Origin of the sequence: Bacillus sp. ILBB4 (assembly GCF_035064545.1) — a bacterium.
Classification (GTDB): Bacteria; Bacillota; Bacilli; order Bacillales; family Bacillaceae_H; genus Priestia.
Window position 1 is genome coordinate 589,817 of record NZ_JAIQVD010000002.1, and the last position, 22,010, is coordinate 611,826.

Consider the following 22,010-nt stretch of genomic DNA (forward strand, 5'->3'; position numbering starts at 1 on the left):
TTATTTTCACCTTATATACTCATTAACATTTAAAAAGCATCAGTGGAGCCAAAAAGTACTTTAAATGTTTTTAATATTATTTTACAATCTAACAGATTGCTTTGATTTGCTATGTAATACAAATCTAATTCAACCATTTCTTCAAATCCAATATTACTTCTGCCTCCCACTTGCCACATACCTGTGCAGCCCGGAGTTACAAGTAAACGCTGTTTGTGATATTCATTGTATTCTGCAACTTCCCTAGGTAAAGGTGGTCTAGGACCAACTAAGCTCATATCGCCTTTCAACACATTAAACAACTGAGGCAATTCGTCAATACTGGTCTTTCTTATAAATCTTCCTACTTTAGTTACACGAGGATCATTTTTCATTTTAAACATAGCGCCGCTTGTTTCGTTATGTTTCAATAGTTCCTGGAGCTTCGCTTCAGCATCTGTAACCATTGAGCGAAACTTATACATATTAAATTCTTTACCGTCTTTGCCGATCCTTTTTTGTGAAAACAAAACAGGCCCCTTAGGATCTTCAATCTTTATCGCTATGGAAATTATTAAGAAAACTATTGAAAGAAGTATTAACCCCACAATAGTAAGCACTATATCTAGGGTTCTTTTGGCAAATTGAAACGACATACTATTATTTACTATTACATTTGGATATTGTCTAGCAACAGATGTATCTGAAACAGCTTTATTTCCTACCATTTCTGACAATGTTTAATCCCCTTTCCATCGTAGTATGATTAATTAATATTCACTTTTTTCTTACTTTCTCGTTCAATAATAGAAGTCATCACTTCCAGTAATTCATCTCTCATTTCTTCATGTTGCAGTGCAAATTCTAACGTGGTTTGAATGAAACCCAATTTCTCTCCAACATCGTAACGCGTACCTTTAAAATCATAAGCAAAAACACGCTGAATTTCATTCAACTTTTGAATCGCATCCGTTAATTGAATTTCGCCGCCTGCACCTACCTCTTGCTGTTCTAAGAACATGAAAATTTCCGGTGTAAATACATAACGCCCCATAATTGCTAAATTAGAAGGTGCAGTACCTGCTGCTGGCTTTTCAACAAATGTATTTACTTGATAGCGTCTTCCTTCTTTTGAAATTGGGTCTACAATTCCATAACGGTGCGTTTGTTCATCAGCTACAGTTTGAACGCCAATTACAGAAGATAATGTGTTTTCATATTCATCCATTAACTGTCTTAAACAAGGCGTTTCAGCTTGGACAATGTCATCGCCTAATAACACAGCAAATGGTTCATTTCCAATAAATTTACGAGCACACCATACAGCATGGCCCAACCCTTTTGGTTCTTTTTGTCGAATATAATGAATTTCTACGTTTGAAGATTGACGAACTTTTTCTAATAATTCAAACTTCTCTTTTTCTACTAAATTATTTTCTAACTCTGGTGCATAATCAAAATGATCTTCAATCGCTCGTTTTCCTTTGCCCGTTACAATAATAATATCTTCAATACCAGACTCAATTGCTTCTTCCACTATGTACTGAATAGTAGGTTGATCAACGATTGGCAGCATTTCCTTTGGCATTGCCTTTGTGGCTGGTAAGAAGCGGGTTCCTAAACCGGCTGCTGGTATTATAGCTTTACGTATTTTCTTCATACTTTCTATACCTCTTTCTTCTTTATTATTTAATTATGTAATAGTAGAATAAATACTTACGATAAAGTTACTGTTAGTAACTTTATCGTAAGTATTTATTTAATAAAATTGGGCATCTAACCCACCCTCACACCGTACTTTTGACGACAAGCGTCTAAGGTGTCTATCACCCACAGTACAATCGAGTATCTCCATTGATAAAGGTTAGGAGACATTACCTTACTATTTCATTTCTAATATTGAATAATAAACGATATAATCTAAACAATTAACAAACTTGTAAGAAGCTTTAACATACCTTGACTAAAATATCCCTAAAAATTTCTTGCGCTGAATTCGTTCTGGCGGCTCTATAAAACAAGTTTTCCCTTCTACCACGCATACTGCATTTTCGTTAAATTGATAAACTAAGTCGATGCCGTACTCTCTTTCTACTATGCTTAACGCTTCTTGTATCCTGAAAGACCTTCCAGTTACATTATGAGCATCTGAAGCAATAAAATGAGTTAATTGAGCTTCAATCAATTGATGAGAAAACTTTTTAATTTTCTTACCGAAATCACCCGCTAGACTAGAAGCGGTTAATTGGGTTAATGCCCCTCGACTAACAAAATTATATAGAAGATCAGGTTCTTCAATTAAACGGCTGTTTCGCTCTGGATGTACAATAATGGGTGTAAGCCCTTCTGACTGAAGATTAAATAAAAGTTGTTCTGTATATCGTGGCACTTGACTAGATGGAAACTCTACGAATATATATTTACCTGTATTGTTTAGCGTAAGAACTCGGCTAGCACGATATTCCTCCACCATTTCTCCAAAGATACGCGACTCTTGACCGGGTAAAATGGTTAGAGGCAACTCCCGTTCTTCCAACACTTGATTTAATAAGCCTACCTGCTGCTCAATGCTTGCTTTTTCATTTATGTATTTTCCATTCTGATGATGAGGTGTAGCGACAATAGTATGAATCCCTTGTGAGATTGCTTGTTTAGCCATTTCAATGCTCGATGCTATATCTTTTGCACCATCATCAACACCAGGTAATATATGACAATGTAAATCTATCACGCTCAACTTCACCGTCCTTCAAAAGTCCTATAAAAACATTATCAATACTAGCATAGCTTTTTTATAGGTTCAATGTCTGTTTTTGTCGAAATAACCCGAATACCAGTTTTATGTGTCTTTAATGTCCTTTTTATCATTCAAACAGGTCATATTACCCATTAAAATTATAGTGAATATATTTCAAAATTATAACAATGTAATATTAACGTCATAAAATAAATGTAAATGTATAGGGTATTGACCAAAATTATCTATTTAAAATTTTACCAATAATATCTTATATTTTCTTGAGCCAACGGACTTGTTTATATGAAAAAATTTTAATTTTTCCGAACTTGCTAAAAGAATATTTGATACCGTTTCCATCGTTGCTAATATAAAGTTATTAGTATCTCTAAACTTTGTAAGAAATAACGAAAATAGGTTATTGTATCTATGTAAATATAATCCTAAAGACCTATAATGTATTAACGTTCTTTAAAATTATATGTCGTTAATTGTTTAAAACCTGACATGAATAACTTTATTGGATAACAAACGAGTTTGAATTCTTTGATCAATAAAAAACTCTATCATTTTTTAATGATAGAGTTACATGCCAGTCAATTTATAGTATAAGTAGTATCTATTCTAGCTTCATAATAACTATTTGCGCCTGACTTACTTTTATCTTTTGCATGCACAATTAATGTATAGGTTCCTTTACTCTGAGGAGTCCACGTTACTTTATTATTTGATGCATACCCCTGTAACATGGTGAGTGTTCCTTTCTCATCTCTTACATAAAATCGGTATTCCGGGTCGCTGCTTCCTTCAGATGTTGCTGTCACGGTTATAGGTGTTCCTTCTGTTTGAGAGCTTGCCTTATCTGTACTCATACTCACCTTCGTAACTTTTCCTGCTTCTACTTGGTAAGTCTTCTCTGCGCGTGCTTCATAGTTACTATTTGCACCTGACTTACTCTTATCTTTTGCATGCACAATTAAGGTGTAGGTTCCTTTATTTTGTGGAGTCCACGTTACTTTATTACTTGCTCCATACTCCTGTAGCATCGTAAGTGTTCCTTTTTCATCTCTTACATAAAAACGGTATTCCGGTTCACTGCTTCCTTCAGATGTTGCTGTCACGGTTATAGGTGTTCCTTCTGTTTGAGGGCTTGCCTTATCCGTACTCATACTCACCTTCGTAACTTTTCCTGCTTCTACCTGGTAAGTCTTCTCTGCGCGTGCTTCATAGTAACTATTTGCACCTGACCTACTCTTATCTTTTGCATGCACAATTAAGGTGTAGGTTCCTTTATTTTGTGGGGTCCATGTTACTTTATTACTTGATCCGTACTCCTGTAACATGGTAAGTGTTCCTTTCTCATCTCTTACATAAAATCGGTATTCCGGGTCGCTGCTTCCTTCAGATGTTGCTGTCACGGTTATAGGTGTTCCTTCTGTTTGAGGGCTTGCCTTATCCGTACTCATATTCACTTTCGTAACTTTCCCTGGAATATAACTTTTCATAAGGTAGGCTGATGAAATATATCCCGTTGATTGCTGGTCTAATGTACTAACTGGATACCATACAAATTGCCTTTCACTGCTTGAATCTTGATCATATTTAAAATTTCCATCAACGATCAACGTTGTACCTTTAACTAATTCACTAATAGTTGATGAAGTACCTGGTTGTGACCTTAAATTAGCGACATCCCCTGTTACCGTTACTTTATTACCTAATACAAAATTGTAAGCTGATGAATGCAGCTCATCAGTTAAAGTATACTCTTTTTTTAGGAATTTAATATTTTCATCTTGAGATACATCGTAGGAAAAATCTTCTGTAGCAAAAGGAAATTTTCCTAGCTTAAGTTTAGGGTCATCTACAAAACTATAGTATTCTATCAAAGCAAAAACTTTTTCTTGATACGCTTCCGTATTTCTTTCACCAGTGAATTGATAAAGAGGGCTATTTACTGGCTTAATCCCATTGTAAGCCATTACTGGGAAATACCAATTTTCAATAGTTTCTCTTCCCGCTTCTTTTATTTTAGGAAGATCAGTTCGGCTATACATATTACTGAGTATTTGAACACCTGCCTGAATATTGTAATAAATATCATATTTTAATCTTTCTTGATCATAGGTTGAATGATTGGTAATTTGCATAAGCCCAATTCCACCATCTTGAGAAATTCTAGGTTTACCTTCGTTGTCAAATTGACTCCAAATACGACTCTCTTCTGTTGCTCCGCTTTCTTTTGTAGCTACTGCTTTTACGACTTCTGGAGGGATATTTGCTTGTAAGGCTGCGGTTGTTAATAGGCAGTTAACATGCTGCAAAGAAGGATTTTGATTTTGCTTAATTTCACCATATGAGACACATTGAGAGGGTTGTTCATATTCTGCTAATGCTTCTCCATGAAACAAGCCTAGTCCTAGGCAGGTTATTAAACCTGCCCTCATTAAAAGTGCTTTCATTAATTGATTCTCCAATCTAGCTAATGAAATATATTTTACCATAAAAGGATTTTATTTTAATATAATCGAAGATTTTTTAAAATTAAAATAATTCAGCAGAATAACTAGGTATTTCTCTTAATCTTACACTGTAACTATGGATGCCTGACACTTTTTACTTTTAATAATGGGGTATACATGAAAAAAAGCCCCTCCAATTTTGAAAAGACTTTTCTCTCAATCAAACATTACTTAACGATTTCTTTTCCACATCGAATACATCTACCGGAAGAAATTTCTACTTTATGTTGTGCCTTAATCTTACACTTTATAATCTTTTTTAAAAATTCTATCACTTTAAGTTCCCCTTTAAACAGACATTTCAGCTGTCATAGTCATTTGACTTAGACTGTTAGCTTTCCATCTAACCTTTTGATTTTTGTATAGGAATTTTCACGTGAGTTATTATAACGATAAAAAATGAAAAAAACATGAAAATATACTAAAAATACACTGAAACTTACAAATAAAGTTAGGTTTGCTAAATTAATAGAACATATCTAAGGAATAATCCTATTTCAATTAAGGAACAAAAGATATATTTTAAATTATTTATTTTCGCAACTAAAAGAGCGCAGGGATTAGCGCTCTTCTATTTCTATATCTTGTTTAAATTCGCAAAGTTCTCTTTCTAGAAACCGCGCCTTTTTCTTAATAAAGATAGAACGGGTAAACACTCTCTTACTTGTGTATTTCTATGCTGTTTTCGAAATATTTTTTAATAATTTAGATAAGCCGTAACCGATTCCCGTTCCTAAAGTATTTAAAATAACGTCATCTATATCAGTCCATCTATTAGGCATAGACAATTGAACAATTTCAATTAGCAATGAAAATATCATTCCGATTAAGCAAGCTTTTGAAAAACTACTTATACTATTGAATTTAAAGGGTAACAAGATACCAAAAGGTACAAACAAAATAATATTCCCTATATTATTTATTATAAAATCGCCAAAAGAGCGATGAAGTAATAAATCTCGAATTGTATAAAAGGGCACAAGATTAATGCCCCCTTGGTCTACACCGATACCCAAGGAAGCTTCTGGAAACATCGTTAAACCAATAATAAATAGAATTGAACCTAAAAATAAAGCATTAATTATATTACGCTTTAACATTCCTTGCAATCTCCTATAGTTTTTTTTATGTAGTATTTCTTTGTACTATTTCCCTCTTTCGAGAGGATTAAAGTTAGTCTTTTGATATTTTTTCATTTTCTGCTTATGATAGTTAATTTTGTTCTTTAATTTATTTTTTATTTTCTGTTCCACGCAGCCTTCTATTAATAGTTCTAAAAATGCTAATCTAATAAGATGCCAGTGATAAAGTATTTTAGATATAAAAAACACATTATTTCCCCTATAAATTGTATTTTAACTCTTGCCCTTTATGTATATACCCTATGTCTTTTTAGTGAAAATTAAATGAAAGGTAAAATACTTTAATATTATCGGCACTTAGAAGTCATTTTTTATTTCAAGACGAAAAAAGAATAATTTTAAACCTCCCTTAATTACTTACTGTTTGTAATTTCTACTGCAATTAATTCCTGTCATCTATTCCAAGTGAAAAGATATCGGTTTTGAAAAACCATGAATGTTACAAATATAATTACACCTGTAAAAGTAACACAAAGGATTATTATTTGCTTCTACTTAAGTAAGATAAATAACTACTATATTCGTTTAACTATTATAAAGGAGGAAGTAACTCAATTGTTATAAAAACATAAGGATAGACAAAATGAAGGATAGGTTCAGGTGACCAAAGAATAAAATAGCGGGAATTTTACTTTTTGAAGAAAGAATATCTGAATTTTAGCGAAAGTTCTACTAATATCGCATAGAGAAAGCGATTATGGTGTAAGTTCATATATATTATAAAATTAAAAAAGTTTTACAAAATCTTAGTGAACTCATGAGCGGTCTCTGATTTTTATCTTTTTCTATATTAAGGCATCGTTTATTTAGGATTGTTTTTCTCAGCTTAATAAAGAGGACTTCCTCTCTTCATTACATAAGATAGAAAATAAATTGTTTTAAGCAGCCGAGGTATTATATACCTAACTTTACTAATTTCAAACAAAATAAGCCAGTATGCTCCGGCGAATACCGAAACATACTGGCTATGTAGTTTTTTTATCATTGTTTACTTAACAGAAGTTAATCCCCCTCCTAAGAATCTTTTTTACTACTTTGTACCATAATAATAATATTGCTCATCATCTGATTGCTGTTTTTGGTTAAGTATAACTCCAAGAAGTTTTCCTTTTGCGTTTTCTAATATATCTTTCGCTTTGAGTGCAGAATCTTTTTCTACATGTCCACTTTTTATAACCAATACAAGACCATGACATTGATTGGCCAAAATATGAGCATCGGCCACTGGCAATACAGGTGGCGTGTCAAAAATTACAATATCGTATTGCTCATATATCTCTTCCATAAAATCTTTCATCGCCTGTGACCCAAGCAATTCTGCTGGATTTGGAGGAATAGGCCCACTAGTTAACACGTCCAGGGAATCTATTCCTGTAGCTTGAACTGCAGAATGAAACACCATCTGCCTCGTTAATACATTAGTTAAACCCAAATGATTTTGCAATTGAAACGTATACTGTACGCTAGGCTTACGTAAATCTGCATCCACCAGCAACACTTTTTTCTTTTGCTGAGCAAAAACAACTGCTATGTTTGCCGCGGTTGTTGACTTACCTTCCTCTTGAAATGAAGACGTAACCATAATGGACTTTATATCATGATCCACATTCGAAAACTGAATGTTGGTACGTACTGTACGATACTGCTCCGTGATAGGAGATTTAGGTTTTTGATGCGAAATTAGACTGCGCATATGCATTAATTTTTTTGAAACAGACTTTGATTTCTTGAATATTTTAAGCACCGCGTGACTCCCCCCTTACTGCTGATACATAACTAGCGGAAGAAAGATTCCTAAGCTCTTCTTCTTTAATAACAGAAATCACGCCAATAACAGGTAATTGTAAAATACGTTCAACATCCTGTTCATTTTTGATTGTATTATCTAGGTACTCTAGTAAGAAGGCTAAGCCTACGCCAACCATTAACCCCACAACTACCGCTATTGCAATATTCAAAAACGGCTGCGGTTTAACTGGACTTAGCGCTTCATCAAGCTGCGCTTTTGCTAAAATACTCACATTATCAATACTCATAATTTTAGGCACTTCTTTTTTAAATACAGCTGCTGTTGTGTTTGCAATTTTCACTGCTAGTCTAGCATTTGTATCTTGTACTACAATATGAGCAACCTGAGAGTCTTGTGAATTAGTCACTTGAATTTGATTGCTTAACTGTTTAGGAGTCATATCTAAATCTAATTGCTTTGTTACTTCTCCTAAAATCGCTGGACTTTTAATGATATCATTATACGTTTGAATTAATTGAACATTTGTTTGCAATTCAGATGAATTGTAAAACTGCTCTTTTGATTTTGCTTGATTAACTAGAATCTGAGTATTAGCTTCATATACAGGTGTTAAGACAAAAAAGCTGACAACACCGCTGATTGTTGCTGCTATGATCGTAATTAAGGCAATTAACCAGAACCGCTTTTTAAGCGCCCCCATTAACTGTCTTAAATCAATGGCTTCTTCCATAAGTAACCTCCGAATACCTTAGTTGTAATGTAAATCTTGTAAACTATTATTTATTATAATTTACAGTACATTCATTTTCTATATAATTTTGTAAATAAATATTTAATGATTTTTATTAAGACTTTTTGTTCTTTTTAAAGATAGGAAGTTATAAGTGCCTTAGAATTGTATTGTATGCTACATCTAAACAATTACTTTATCTCTTCAATAATTCTTCTATTACAATTATTAACTAAACATTGTTGTAATTTACCTCTCCGTGACCGGGATCGCTAATAATTTTGCTTAAATAAAACTTTCATTTTCTTGCAAACGTTATTCACTATGACAGCGTGAGATAATACAATAGTGAGCTTTTCTAGCGCATACCTTTTCCAAAACACCTATCATTTCAAGTGCACTAAGTCCGGTCCTGTTTCAACCTTATAAGCTTCTACTCTATTAAGAATCATAATCTTTGCGAGAGCTTTTAGATATCCCTTTGCAAGATTTACCCCATGAGGATTTTATTGTTATTGAAAATATAGGTGTGAGTGCCCACGGCGGTAATACGATTTATGTAATATATGGAAGATCTTTAACTACAAACTAATTGATCTGAACATATATAATTAGTGGGCAGATTTTTGCGCTATAGTCATCCCAATTATTATCCATATTATTATACTAATTGGATTGCTCAATGAAATAAAAGAACTTTCGAATACAGAATATAGTATCCAACTCAAATAAAAAGAAATAGCAATTCTTTTTTTCGAAGTATCTTTTAGCCTTATAATCTTAATGAAAATTAAACTGAGAATTGTTACTAAAAGAAGTGAGCCTATGATTCCAGATTGTACAAACATACCAACAAAAAAATTATCAAAAGTAGTATTATTTGCTAAATCCGAGGCGGAAATACCTATGCCTTTTCCAAAAATTAATTCTATATAATTCATATCTTTTGTTAATATCATCCAGTTAGTTAATCTGTAACTTGAAAGTTGATCAACTTTCTCATAAGTTAATGATTTAGTTCTCGTGAGAATTAGAGTAACAAGCACAAGAGCAGGCGCTAAGATAATTTGGATCTGTGGTTTATTTATTAGTTTAAATGTAATAAAAGTGAATCCCCAAAGTAATGCTGACCATAAAGCCGTTCTACTATCAGATACTATTACTGTATAAACGAAAATTGATAAAGGTACTAAATATACTAATTTTTTTCTAATAAAAAATAGTACAATACTTAATGTTATGCCTAAAAACGAAACCATTCCTAAGTAATTAGCATTTGAGAAACCAAATGTATATCTACTTCTAAAAGTAGAGGGATCAATGTAACTTTTAGGGGTGAACCCTACGAGCGAATAAATGATACTAAATAATGTAGTAAATAATAAAACTTTCAAAAACGATGAAAGCAATGTATCCAAATTGCCCACATTGTAATTTTCAGGTAATAAAATTAAAGAAAAAAATAATACACATACTAAGGATAATGCAAAAAATGCTCCATTAAATCCTGTAAAATTAATAAACATTGAACTAATCATAAAAATAAGCCATAAGTACAGAAGGAACAAAAGACTTTTATTAATCGATAGCTTTTTTTTAGTTAGAAAACGTTTATATGTCGATAAAAATAATAATCCAAAAGAAATACTAATAATGATAAATTTACTTTGATAAAAAATATTATTATACGGAACTTTCATATACGAGAGGAACCCGAAAATAATATAGGTATAAAATAAGATGAATGCATTTTTTTTCATACCGCAACCGCCCTGATATTTTTATTCTTTCATAATATACCGTTTCACAAACTAGACCAAACATTTTTAAATGGCAATGCTATCCGACCTAATATAACTTTATTAAAATCTCAACCTAGGTTTTCCCCATTAGGTGGAGCTGAATTAAATGAACAAGCATGACTTCACTTTAAGAATAAATAATAATTCCTGAAGAGTTGATGAAACGTATATGAAAGTTCGAAGATGAATGGATATATTTGTACAAGGCTTTAGATTCAGAAGGGAATAACACTGATTTTCATTTAAATAAAACAAAAAATCAGAAGGCTGCGAAGCGACCCTTTGAAAAAGCTTTGCGGTCTTTTCATATTCCCCCCTATGTTATAACACCGATAAGAATTCTACTCATTCTATAGCTTTTTAAGAGTTAAAAAACGAAAAAAAGATGCCCATAAGCAGTTAAATAAGAAAAATGCAATATCTGAATAACATAGCAGGAAAAGATTATCGGCTTATTAAAAGTGATTTTGTTTCATTAAAGTCTTTTTATCCAACGAAGCCCATTATTTCTAAAATAGAAACAATACATAAGTCTTTCTAGAACCAACAGGAATTCATCCAACAACCGTGTGAGTGAGCTTCATGAGATACTAATTTAAAGAAAATTCCCATTTTCCGTTTATAAAAAGTGATTTTCACAGCAGAATCACTCAGCTTTTAAGATGGATAGCTACTAGTGTGACTGTGTAAACCTAAATTTTCTTGTAATAATTGACTTGATAATAGTTTTTTTATTTATTTATTAGTTCTAATCTCAGGTAACCACTAGTAAGTCCATTCAACTGCTGAAATAACATGCTCCTAATTCAAAACCTTTACCTGCTGAGTCGGATAACATACAGTCTTGGTTGATACCTGAATACCTCAAGACTGTATTATTTGGAGTAATTTTCGTTCACCCTTATATTAAGATATATTTTTATTAACCATATAAATAATAATATATTTGAAACAGCTGTCGCTATCGCCGCTCCTAATATATCGTATTTTTGAATTAATAGTAAATTAAGCAGAAAATTTAGCAATAAGCACACTAAAAGAGGTATCACTAATTTCCATATATTATTTAAAACAACTTGAAAAAAAATCATTAAAATTTTATTAAGACCCATTAAAATCATGGCTACTAATAATATAAATCCTACATCTGAGTATGGTAAATAATCAGACGTAAGTAAAAGATTAATTAAAAATTCTCTTAAATTATCGTTAAAATATAACGCTAATACTGGTAGAGTCATTAGACTATATGTAACGATGGAGCGCATAACAACTTTAACAGTTGACTTTCTTTGATTTTCATTTTCATATCTAACTATTTTTGGCAGTATAATAATCGCCATTATAGAATATGGAAATAGAATTATAAAGTTTACTGTATTGTAGATCCCACCATATATTCCACTATACTCACTGCCTTTTAATACCTTCATCAAAAAAACATCCATATAGTTTAGTAATATATCTAGAGAACTAAATACAGATAAAGGTAAACCATACTTGATTATTTTTATTATTAATTCTTTGTCAAGTTTCGTATTAAAGTTCTTAATATGAAGATCTAATTTTCCAAGTATATTATAACTAGTAATGATTAATGCCAAAGCAATTCCAATAAATACACTTAGATAATTGGAAGTAATAATTACTAATACAGTACTGAAAACAAATTTAAGTATAGAAAATAGTACTTGATTAAACATATATGCTTTACTATTATTTACCGCGTTAAGGGCTATCATTTGATTCTGATAAATTCCCATAAAAATAAAAATAAAATAAAACACAATTAAACTTAAGAAAGGAAGGCTACTAAGACTTAACCTATATACAAAAATTACAAACAATAAAAACATTAAGTTAGATATATAAAGGGTTACTATAATTATTTTATTTAATATCAAACGATCCTTTAAATATTCACGTTGAAGAGTGAATGTGGTAATTAGTGTAAATGAATTTAAGAACAAAAAAAGTTGATTCAAAATATTAAAATTCCCATAGGATTCAACTGATAAGTTTTTAATTAGAAAAGGAGTGAATAACAATCCTAATAGAGCTGGAATACCTTTCGCAAAACTATAATTTACTATTTCAAATATATTTTTCTTCATTTATTTATTTCAACCTGAAGTTTTCTCTATTTTTTTCAATAAATCCAACAACTTATCCCAACTATTAACATTTTTATGTTCTGGCATCTTCATTGTTCTATAATTAAAATCATTATTTAAAATTCGCTCCATTTGGTCTGCTAATGATTTCGGGTCGAAAGGATTAAAAAATAATACATTTGGGTAATTCTTTAATACTTCTTTAGCGTAGGGTAAATCTGGTGCGAGAATCATTCCTCCCATTCGCTTTGCCTCTTCTAAAGGTAAACAAAAGGATTCTATATATGATGGCATTATGAGTATTGAGTTTTTATATTTATTTAAAACCTCTTCCCTCTCTAAAAATCCTGTTAAATTAAATTGTCTTTTAGCAAATCTCATTTCTTCCAAGATAGTGTTCGGACACTTGTCTCCATTTGCATCTATAGTTAACTCAATTAAAAAATCACTATAACCCTTATTAACTAAAAACTTGGTTCCATTAATTATTGCCATGTGATTTTTATATATTAATGGCTTAGCAGGGTAAAAAAAGGTTTTTTTATTGTTTATATTTTCTTTGACCTTTTCCATTTCTTTCTCGCTGCAAAATGGAATATTTAAACTAGGAGGGATTACTAAGATATTATCATTGTTTAATTTAGTTTTTTTGATCAAAATATTTTTCAACCAATCAGTTTGAACAATAGTATAATTAGCGGATGTAATAGATGTCTTAATCAATCTTCCTATTATCTTTTGATAAACAGCATACATGAATTCACCCTTTTTCAGGAAACTAAAATTTTTAGTTTCCTGAAAGGGTATTAATTGATGCAAGTATATAATTTGTGGGATATCAACACCTAAAGCTCCAGTATTTTGTAGAGATAGAATAATATCAGGTTTTATGTTATTTATAATCTTCCTCACTTCTACTAAATCCCAATACAGTCTATGAATCCATGATTTTTTTATCCAAGATGTATTTATTATTTTAATATTTTCTCTTTCTTTAAGTTGCGGTGTACTAAGTAAAAATACCCAATCATTGTTTTGATCGTTCTCTTTCACATAATTATAAAAATCATTTAGTATTGATAATGCGCCACCAGAAGATGCAGCTACATTTAAAACTAAAATTTTCATGCTTTTCTCCAAATAAATTGATTAATTATTTTCCCATAACTTTGTATGATTTTTATTACTTTGACCGATACATTTTCATCTGCATAATCCATTGCGAGAACTGTTTTTTCTTTATTTTCCTGCATCGCTCTACTCAATTCAACTGCTTGAACAATCTCCTTCTCTGTAATTCCACCAATAATTACTGTTCCTTTATCAAGTACTTCCGGTCGTTCAGTAGATGTTCTGATTAGAACACCTGGAAATCCTAGAATTGCTGATTCCTCTGAAAGAGTGCCACTATCGGATAATACAGTAAAAGCATTTGATTGTAGCTGATTATAGTCAAAGAATCCGAATGGCTTTAATTGATGAACAAGTGGATGGAATTGGAATTCACTTTCTTCAATTTTCTTCCAGCTACGTGGATGAGTAGAATAAATAATTGGTAATTGGTATTTTTCAGCAATGTTATTTATTGCGTTCATGAGTGACAGAAAATTTTCTGCGTTATCGATATTTTCTTCACGATGTGCAGAAACAAGAATGTATTTACCTTTTTCAAGGTTTAGTTCCTCAAGTACTTTACTTTGTTTAATACTACCCATGTTTTTATTGAGCACTTCTGTCATAGGTGATCCAGTCACAAAAATATGTTCTTTACGAATGCCTTCTGATAAAAGATAGCGACGACTGTGCTCTGTATACGGAAGGTTAACGTCTGATAAGTGATCAACAATTTTTCGATTAATTTCCTCTGGTACATTTTGATCAAAACAACGATTTCCCGCCTCCATATGAAAAATAGGTATCTTTAAACGTTTAGCTGAAACGGCACTTAAACAACTATTTGTGTCTCCCAAAATTAATAGGGCGTCAGGTTGTTCTTGTTTTAAAATTTTATACGATGCAGAGATAATATTTCCCATAGTTTCCCCAAGGTCTTCACCAACAACTCCTAGAAAATGATCCGGTTGTCTTAAGCCTAACTCTTCGAAGAATATATCATTAAGGGTATAATCCCAGTTTTGTCCTGTATGAACTAGAGTATGCTCAAAGTACCTGTCACAAGCTTTTATAACTTCAGATAATCTTATAATTTCAGGTCTTGTTCCTACTATAGTCATAATTTTCATTCTATTCATCCCTCTTAAACCTCCAAGTAATATGTGTCAGGTTTATCTAAATCGAAGCATTCATTTACCCACATTATTGTTACAAGATCAGCTTCTCCCACATTCACAATTGAGTGAGTATATCCAATTGGAATATCTATAACTTGCAACTTTGCTCCACTTACTTTATATTCAATTATTTCATCCGAGTGTAGCTTTCTAAACCTAATTAAACCTTCCCCACTTACTACCAGGAATTTTTCGTTTTTAGTATGATGCCAATGGTTACCTTTGGTTATTCCAGGTTTTGATACGTTTACCGAAATCTGACCTCTCTCAGGCGTCCTAATAAATTCTGTAAAAGACCCTCTATGGTCAATATTCATTTTGAGATCATATGAAAACATATCTTCCGGTAGAAAGCTTAAATAAGTACTATAAAGCTTCTTAATTAGTTCCTCTTCCATATTTGGAATACTTAAAGTTTCTCTACTTTCTTTAAAACTTTTTATTAGCTCAGCTAACTCTCCAAGTTTAATATTATGTGTTTTGGGTACAATACAGTAATTATTTTGGATAGTCGGATTTCCCTCTAGAGCTCTTAAAAACTCTTCTAACAAATCATCTATATAACATAGGTTAAGATCTGTATCTGGATTATTTACATGGATATCCATACCCCTAGCTACATTGTGACAAAAAGTAGCTACAACTGTATTGTAGTTAGGTTTGCTCCACTTACCAAATAAGTTTGGTAGCCTATATACATAGACTTTCGCATCCGTTTCCATATAATAATTAATTAGCAAATCTTCTCCAGCCTTCTTACTTCTTCCATAAGGATTATCCATTTCTGCTTGAATAGATGAGGCAATAAGAACAGGAGCTTTATTTTCATGGTTTTTAAGTAATTCTATTAATTGAGAAGTGAAACTAAAATTACCTTCCATAAATTCACTTTCACTCTTTGGTCTATTTACACCGGCTAAATGGAATACAAAATCACATTTTTTTGTATATTCTTCAAGCGATGATAGGTCACTTTCCTTAGTGAATTCAAATATATTACTATATCCTCTATTTTTAAGCTCGGCGATAAGATTTTTCCCTACAAAACCTTTTGCACCTGTAACAAGAATATTCATAAATTAATTCCATCCTTTAGTTTATTACGCGCACGTTTTTAGACCATTTCGTCAATTCATTTTGAACATATTCTAATCCAAGTAGCTTTTCTTTAATTTGTTCGATGCCTAGAATTTGTGTATTATCAGAATTATATTCCCCTATAGTGGTAAGTTTTTTATCTCCCTCGGCGAAGTACTTATCATAGTTAAGATCTCTTTGATCTGCAGGAACTCTAAAGAAACCACCTAGATCTTCTGCCCCTACATATTCCTCTTTTGTGAGAAGAGTTTCATAGCGTTTTTCCCCATGTCGAGTTCCAATAACTTTAATTTCATTATCAACGTTAAACAATTCCTTTATAGCTTGGGCAAGATCACCAATAGTACTAGCTGGGGATTTTTGGACCATAATATCTCCTGCCTCAGCATTTTGAAAAGCAAATATAACTAACTCGACTGCCTCTTCTAAACTCATTAGAAATCTTGTCATATGTGGGTCAGTTACTGTTAAAGGCTGTCCATTCTTAATCTGCTCAATAAATAATGGTATCACCGATCCACGTGAAGCCATTACATTACCATATCGCGTTCCACAAATGAGAGTTTTATCTGAAGACACGGTTTTAGATTTTGCTACGAAGACTTTCTCCATCATTGCCTTGGATATGCCCATGGCATTGATAGGGTAAGCTGCTTTATCGGTTGAGAGGCAAATTACTTTTTCAACACCATATTCTATAGCAGCTGTTAAAACATGATCTGTACCTAAAATATTAGTCTTCACAGCTTCAATTGGGAAAAATTCACATGAAGGCACTTGCTTCAATGCAGCAGCATGGAAGATATAATCAACGCCATGCATAGCATTTTTGACACTTCCTAAATCTCTTACATCTCCAAGATAAAACTTAAGCTTAGCATTTTTATACTGTTTTCTCATATCATCTTGTTTTTTTTCATCCCGTGAAAAAATACGAATTTCTTTTATATCAGTATCTAAGAATCCCTTCATAACTGCATTACCGAAAGAGCCTGTACCGCCTGTAATAAGCAAAGTTTTGTCCTTGAACATTTGTTCTCATCTCCATTTATAAATGCTTTGTAATAATATCTACTGTCTCTCTTATATCATAGTAATCTTCTAAGTATTCTCTTCCATTTGTACCTATTTTAGCTCTTAACTTCTTGTCCAATGAAAGTTGGTTAGAATTCTCGATAAAAGAATTTATATCTCCACTTTCTGACCACAGTCCACACTTTGCTTCCACTAATACATCCTTTAAATCTGTGTTTATATCAGTTGCTGCTATTACTGGAAGTGAATATTCCATATAAGCTGTAAGCCTTGAAGGGAAATTAGGGATTGTAAATCTTTTGTCTAAAAAGATTAATCCTACATCGGCTATTTCAAGCAGTTGGTCGTACTCATCTTTAGGAAGCCTATTGTATAAACTTACATTGCTAGGATTCTGAGCATCTATATGACTCCTAATCTTTTCAAATTCAGTGCCATTACCAACGATTAATAAATGACTGTTTTCAACCTTATGAAAATTATCAGTTACTTCCAATAAAAAATCTATCCCTTGAGGCTTTCCTAAATTCCCCCCATATATAAATAACGTTGAATCATTACGAATGTTATATTTCTTAAGAAAATCTTTATTCCTAATGGTTCTATTTCTTTTTTCAACGGGCATGATTGAGTTGGGGAAAATCTCCATTTTCTTCCGATCAATAGATGAATTGTGGTTTAATATGTAATCAACATTTCCTTTAGACATACAACCAATTATATCTGACAATTCATACAATCTTTTCTCTTTATTTCTAAAATATTTCCAAATAAGACTTCCTTCTTTAATCAAATCTATATCAACAGCATTTTGTGGGAATATATCTTTAAGTATCAAATATGTTTTGCTATTATGCTTTTCTTTAAAGTACTTAACTACCTTTCCGAATGTTATTGGGGGAGTCGAATACAATACCATATCAAAGTGAATATCTGAGAAATATTTAAATATAGCATTTAGAAATTGTCTCTCTATACTTAAAGTTGATATACCTTTTTCAATAAAATTTGTCTTTGTTATGTTACCTGTTCTAACCTTCAAGACTTTTATATTGTCATGTATAGACAACTCCGTAGGTAAACTGGTTCTCTTTTCCCTAGGAGAAACAACATGCATATTTATTCCCTTATAAGCGAGCTCCCTCACAAGATCAGTATAGATTCCCCTTTGATTAATATCTTCCATATTAGATAATGTCAAAAAAAGTATGTTCACTTCATCACCTGCTGGAGTTTATATTCGTTAAGGGAATATATTGATCTATATAAATCTTCCGGAGACAAATTACTACTACAAGGCACAGCTATTAGTTTTTTTTCATAAGCTCTTCTTACAATTCTTCCATTGATAGAATCTAAACCCCAAAAGGTTATATTTCTACACTTGCACAATGTATTTTTAATCATAAAATCATCCTTTTATACAAATGTTCCCTTATTGTTCCGAAAATATTTTTATCTCATTGTACTTCATCATATAAATACCCTCTTCATATTTTCCAATTATATCTACATTCACATTTCCATTTAGATTTTTAATAATCATCTCTGGGACGTTAACACCACTTTCATATGCATGAGGGTATCCTCCTCCAAATCGAGGGTTAACTTCTGAAATGTAATATTCACCATTGACTTTAAAAACGTCTATATCAATAATGCCTTTAAACCCAGCCTTTTTTACGAAATCCTTGATTAATTCGAAAAGTTTTTCATCTTTAATAGAAACTGACTTATCTGTCTCTCCCGCCCTCATCTTTATCTTTTCTTTTATAAAAATTGAAACTAATTCACCAGAGATCATATCAATATAAGCATCTACACCATATTCAGTTCCATCCATAAACTCTTGAATCATCAGATTATCGAAACGACTAAATAACAATTCAACTTCTTCCTTCTGTGTAACCTTACTTATATTAATACTCGCGCTACCTTTAACAGGTTTTATAAAGACCGGATAATTTATAACTCCGGCTTCCACATCGCTGTAAAATCCCCCTTCGTCAATATAACTTTTGATAGTTTTAAAACCGCCCTTAACCAAGAAATCATACATCCTGTACTTATCAAAGCACATCTCAACAACATCAATTTCTGGTACAATAGGAACCGTACCAATTTCCAAAAAAGCTTGTTTGTGTTCAGCCAGAAGACTAAGCTCTGGATCAATTAATGACAAGACAGCTTTTATTTTGTTCTCTTTGCAAAGGGAGAGAATAACATCGAAGTACCCTTCCTCATCCATTCTAGGGACAATAAAATGTTTATCTGCTTCATATAAGGCCGGTGCTAAATTGCTACAATCTGTAGCTAGAACAAGTCCTTTTCCAGCTAACTCTTTTTTGAAATATTCAACAATTTTATTTCTAGTACCACAACTTAATATCAAAATGTTCATTTCATTACTCATTTATCAGTTCCTCCAAGCCTTTAACACCTATTAAAAATGCTATATATAAAAGCACAATATAATCTCTCAATTAATAAATTTCTCCATTAAAGTTAGGCTCTTATACTCTCCTTCAATAAAACGTTCATCTATGTATTCTCCAATCTTCCTATACCCCAGAGATTTCCACATGGAAGCAGCAGCTTCATTAACAGATACAACATTTAATTTTATCTTCCTCAAGTTAAGGTATTCCTTGGCAAATTTCTCTATTAATGTGCATGCTTCTTTTCCGTACCCTTTTCCTTTGGCACTTTTACAGCCGATGAATATACCTATTTCACAGGTGCGATGAATCCAACTAATATCGTATAAACCAACCATTCCAACAGGTACTTTTGCACTATCACAAATTATAAAGCGCTTATCATTACCTGAAGTATCTATCATAGAGTCAACCCATTTTTCTTGTTGATTTATGGATGTAGGCATAAATCCCCCACCAAGATATCGATAAGTTTCTTCGTCATTTTTCCAGTCATTAAGAAACGTGATATCCTCCTTTAGAATAGGTCGAAGATATATCTTTTCTCCTTTTATCACACTCTCACCTCTTTGAATTTGTTTTCAACCGTTGCTTCAAATCCAGTTAAAATATTTTTATTATTTATTTTTTCTCTGTCTTCATATAAACATTTTCAGACTTGAAGAGCTTATATACTGTTTTGAACAAAATTCTAATATCAAGCCATACATTGAATGCATCAATATATTCGTTATCAACAATAATACGATCATCCCAACTAACTGAATTTCTGACAGTTACTTGTGTTAATCCTGTCATTCCAGGAGACATTCTAAAACGCTTTTTTGCCCATTTAGGATAGTTTTCAAATCCGTCATAAGGAAAATATACAACTGGTGGACGAGGACCTACAAGGCTCATTTGACCTGCTAAAACATTAAATAATTGCGGTAACTCATCGAAACTTGTCGCGCGTAAAATCCTTCCTATTTTGGTAATCCGATCATCATTTTCACTTTTTAGAGTTAAACCATCTCCAATTCTTTCAGCATTAACGACCATTGTTCTAAATTTGATAATTTTAAAAACTTTCCCATTTCTACCCAATCTTTCCTGATTGAAAAATATAGGACCTTTTGATGTCAATTTTATAGAGATTGCTAAAACGATAAGAATTGGTGAAATGATAATTAAACCTACTAAACTTCCAAATAAATCAATCAATCTTTTTATAAATAAGTTTGAATTTTTCACTATTTATGTCCACAACCCTTTTATAATCTCTACAACTCTCTCCAAATCCTTATCCGTCATCTTAGTGTCAGAAGGAAGGCATACACCATTCTCAAATAGTTTCTCCGATACATCTGTTCCGACAAAATCATACTTTTTAAAAAACGGCTGGATATGCATTGGCTTCCAAATTGGTCTTGACTCAATATTCTCATCTTCTAAAGCTACCATAATATCAAATGGTCTTACGTTATCTCTTAGTATCATTGAACTTAACCAATAATTAGGTTCATTCCATTCATTGCTAGGCATGAACTCAACCCCTTCAAGTTCTCCTAACTCCCTCTTATAAAATTCAAAAATATATCTTTTCTTTTCTACTCGCTTATCTAAAACTTTAAGCTGCCCTCTACCGATTCCCGCAACAACATTACTCATACGATAGTTAAAGCCTAATTCACTATGTTGATAATGTCTTGCTTGATCACGACTTTGAGTAGCCCAAAATCGAGCCTTTGTAATCTTTTCCTCATTGTTAGAAACAAGCATTCCCCCACCAGAAGTAGTGATAATTTTATTTCCATTAAAAGAAAAAATACCATACTCACCAAAAGTTCCTGTGTGTTGTCCTTTATAGTATGTGCCTAAACTTTCGGCTGCATCTTCAATTAACGCAACATTATGTTTTTTACAAAGCTCTGTAATTTTATCCATATCCGATGATAATCCATATAGATGTACAACAATAACAGCTTTAACATTAGGGTATTTTGCAAAAGCTTCTTCTAGTGCTTCCGGACACATATTCCAGGTTTTATAGTCACTATCTATAAAAACTGGTGTAGCATTTTGATAGATAATAGGGTTAGCTGTAGCAGAAAAAGTAAGTGTAGGACAAAAAACAATGTCCCTTTCACCTACTCCTGCCGCTTTCAAAGCTAAATGAATAGCAGCTGTTCCAGAAGATAGAGCGGCAGCAGCTTTAGACCCAACCTTTTCTGCTAACTCTCTTTCAAATTCGTTCACATTTTCTCCAAGAGGAGCAATCCAGTTTGTATCAAAAGCTTCCTGAACATATTCCATTTCATAACCCTCATCACTCATATGTGGTGATGATAGAAAAATTCTATCTCCCATTGCTTTAAACTTCCTTCCTAGTA

At 32.2% G+C, this 22,010-nt stretch carries 18 protein-coding genes and 1 pseudogene; 1 reads left to right on the forward strand and 18 read right to left on the reverse strand.

Going from position 1 to position 22,010, the window contains the following annotated elements; genetic code table 11:
• Positions 1–29 precede the first annotated feature (29 nt).
• The 8 genes from LAV82_RS09225 to LAV82_RS09260 form a co-directional block, all read right to left on the reverse strand.
• On the reverse strand, positions 30–707 hold the full coding sequence (locus LAV82_RS09225) for a sugar transferase (RefSeq protein WP_499716132.1): 678 nt from the start codon (positions 705–707) through the stop codon (positions 30–32).
• A 38-nt stretch (positions 708–745) separates the two neighbouring features.
• A complete protein-coding gene (gene galU / locus LAV82_RS09230; RefSeq protein WP_034263780.1) occupies positions 746–1,639 on the reverse strand; it encodes a UTP--glucose-1-phosphate uridylyltransferase GalU in 894 nt (297 codons plus the stop codon).
• 303 nt (positions 1,640–1,942) lie between these two features.
• A complete protein-coding gene (locus LAV82_RS09235) occupies positions 1,943–2,710 on the reverse strand; it encodes a tyrosine-protein phosphatase (protein WP_377536098.1) in 768 nt (255 codons plus the stop codon).
• Positions 2,711–3,312: 602 nt separating this feature from the next.
• On the reverse strand, positions 3,313–5,178 hold the full coding sequence (locus LAV82_RS09240) for an SH3 domain-containing protein (RefSeq protein ID WP_499715944.1): 1,866 nt from the start codon (positions 5,176–5,178) through the stop codon (positions 3,313–3,315).
• Positions 5,179–5,912: 734 nt separating this feature from the next.
• A complete protein-coding gene (locus LAV82_RS09245; protein WP_499715945.1) occupies positions 5,913–6,338 on the reverse strand; it encodes a VanZ family protein in 426 nt (141 codons plus the stop codon).
• Positions 6,339–7,410: 1,072 nt separating this feature from the next.
• Entirely contained in the window at positions 7,411–8,079 is a 669-nt protein-coding gene (locus tag LAV82_RS09250; protein WP_499716133.1) for a CpsD/CapB family tyrosine-protein kinase, read from the reverse strand.
• A gap of 37 nt (positions 8,080–8,116) precedes the next feature.
• Positions 8,117–8,860, reverse strand: a complete 744-nt coding sequence (locus LAV82_RS09255; protein ID WP_499715946.1) for a YveK family protein — start codon at positions 8,858–8,860, stop codon at positions 8,117–8,119.
• A 611-nt stretch (positions 8,861–9,471) separates the two neighbouring features.
• Complete coding sequence (locus tag LAV82_RS09260; RefSeq protein ID WP_499715947.1) at positions 9,472–10,620, reverse strand: O-antigen ligase family protein; 1,149 nt, start codon at positions 10,618–10,620, stop codon at positions 9,472–9,474.
• A gap of 227 nt (positions 10,621–10,847) precedes the next feature.
• Here LAV82_RS09260 and LAV82_RS09265 point away from each other — a divergent pair.
• A pseudogene (locus LAV82_RS09265) lies at positions 10,848–11,018 on the forward strand (DDE-type integrase/transposase/recombinase); the annotation flags it as partial.
• Between the two features lie 519 nt (positions 11,019–11,537).
• Here LAV82_RS09265 and LAV82_RS09270 read toward each other — a convergent pair.
• From LAV82_RS09270 to LAV82_RS09315, 10 genes are all read right to left on the reverse strand, one after another.
• Entirely contained in the window at positions 11,538–12,776 is a 1,239-nt protein-coding gene (locus tag LAV82_RS09270; protein WP_499715948.1) for an oligosaccharide flippase family protein, read from the reverse strand.
• A 9-nt stretch (positions 12,777–12,785) separates the two neighbouring features.
• Positions 12,786–13,904: a glycosyltransferase gene (locus LAV82_RS09275; RefSeq protein WP_499715949.1), complete on the reverse strand. Its 1,119-nt coding sequence runs from the start codon at positions 13,902–13,904 to the stop codon at positions 12,786–12,788.
• Positions 13,901–15,028: a non-hydrolyzing UDP-N-acetylglucosamine 2-epimerase gene (wecB, locus tag LAV82_RS09280; RefSeq protein ID WP_499715950.1), complete on the reverse strand. Its 1,128-nt coding sequence runs from the start codon at positions 15,026–15,028 to the stop codon at positions 13,901–13,903. The genes LAV82_RS09275 and wecB overlap by 4 nt, the downstream gene beginning before the upstream one ends.
• A 5-nt stretch (positions 15,029–15,033) precedes the next feature.
• Positions 15,034–16,143 carry a capsular polysaccharide biosynthesis protein CapF gene (locus LAV82_RS09285; protein ID WP_499715951.1) on the reverse strand — a complete coding sequence of 370 codons (1,110 nt, stop codon included), beginning with the start codon at positions 16,141–16,143 and terminating at the stop codon, positions 15,034–15,036.
• A gap of 16 nt (positions 16,144–16,159) precedes the next feature.
• Complete coding sequence (locus LAV82_RS09290; RefSeq protein WP_499715952.1) at positions 16,160–17,197, reverse strand: polysaccharide biosynthesis protein; 1,038 nt, start codon at positions 17,195–17,197, stop codon at positions 16,160–16,162.
• A gap of 16 nt (positions 17,198–17,213) precedes the next feature.
• Entirely contained in the window at positions 17,214–18,416 is a 1,203-nt protein-coding gene (locus LAV82_RS09295) for a glycosyltransferase family 4 protein (RefSeq protein ID WP_499715953.1), read from the reverse strand.
• Positions 18,417–18,635: 219 nt separating this feature from the next.
• Positions 18,636–19,613, reverse strand: a complete 978-nt coding sequence (locus LAV82_RS09300; protein ID WP_499715954.1) for an ATP-grasp domain-containing protein — start codon at positions 19,611–19,613, stop codon at positions 18,636–18,638.
• Between the two features lie 66 nt (positions 19,614–19,679).
• A complete protein-coding gene (locus LAV82_RS09305) occupies positions 19,680–20,195 on the reverse strand; it encodes a GNAT family N-acetyltransferase (RefSeq protein WP_499715955.1) in 516 nt (171 codons plus the stop codon).
• 64 nt (positions 20,196–20,259) lie between these two features.
• Positions 20,260–20,871, reverse strand: a complete 612-nt coding sequence (locus tag LAV82_RS09310; RefSeq protein WP_499715956.1) for a sugar transferase — start codon at positions 20,869–20,871, stop codon at positions 20,260–20,262.
• Positions 20,872–20,874: 3 nt separating this feature from the next.
• Positions 20,875–21,987 (reverse strand): DegT/DnrJ/EryC1/StrS family aminotransferase, encoded by a 1,113-nt coding sequence (locus tag LAV82_RS09315; protein WP_499715957.1) that lies wholly within the window; start codon positions 21,985–21,987, stop codon positions 20,875–20,877.
• Between the last annotated feature and the right edge of the window lie 23 nt (positions 21,988–22,010).

Bases quoted from the DNA above. Each gene is read 5' to 3' on its own strand.
- LAV82_RS09225 (WP_499716132.1), bottom strand. From the start codon at position 707: ATGGTAGGAAATAAAGCTGTTTCAGATACATCTGTTGCTAGACAATAT.
- LAV82_RS09255 (WP_499715946.1), bottom strand. From the start codon at position 8,860: ATGGAAGAAGCCATTGATTTAAGACAGTTAATGGGGGCGCTTAAAAAG.
- galU (WP_034263780.1), bottom strand. From the start codon at position 1,639: ATGAAGAAAATACGTAAAGCTATAATACCAGCAGCCGGTTTAGGAACC.
- LAV82_RS09240 (WP_499715944.1), bottom strand. From the start codon at position 5,178: ATGAAAGCACTTTTAATGAGGGCAGGTTTAATAACCTGCCTAGGACTA.
- LAV82_RS09260 (WP_499715947.1), bottom strand. From the start codon at position 10,620: ATGAAAAAAAATGCATTCATCTTATTTTATACCTATATTATTTTCGGG.
- LAV82_RS09270 (WP_499715948.1), bottom strand. From the start codon at position 12,776: ATGAAGAAAAATATATTTGAAATAGTAAATTATAGTTTTGCGAAAGGT.
- LAV82_RS09275 (WP_499715949.1), bottom strand. From the start codon at position 13,904: ATGAAAATTTTAGTTTTAAATGTAGCTGCATCTTCTGGTGGCGCATTA.
- LAV82_RS09315 (WP_499715957.1), bottom strand. From the start codon at position 21,987: ATGGGAGATAGAATTTTTCTATCATCACCACATATGAGTGATGAGGGT.
- wecB (WP_499715950.1), bottom strand. From the start codon at position 15,028: ATGAATAGAATGAAAATTATGACTATAGTAGGAACAAGACCTGAAATT.
- LAV82_RS09285 (WP_499715951.1), bottom strand. From the start codon at position 16,143: ATGAATATTCTTGTTACAGGTGCAAAAGGTTTTGTAGGGAAAAATCTT.
- LAV82_RS09290 (WP_499715952.1), bottom strand. From the start codon at position 17,197: ATGTTCAAGGACAAAACTTTGCTTATTACAGGCGGTACAGGCTCTTTC.
- LAV82_RS09245 (WP_499715945.1), bottom strand. From the start codon at position 6,338: ATGTTAAAGCGTAATATAATTAATGCTTTATTTTTAGGTTCAATTCTA.
- LAV82_RS09250 (WP_499716133.1), bottom strand. From the start codon at position 8,079: ATGCATATGCGCAGTCTAATTTCGCATCAAAAACCTAAATCTCCTATC.
- LAV82_RS09300 (WP_499715954.1), bottom strand. From the start codon at position 19,613: ATGAGTAATGAAATGAACATTTTGATATTAAGTTGTGGTACTAGAAAT.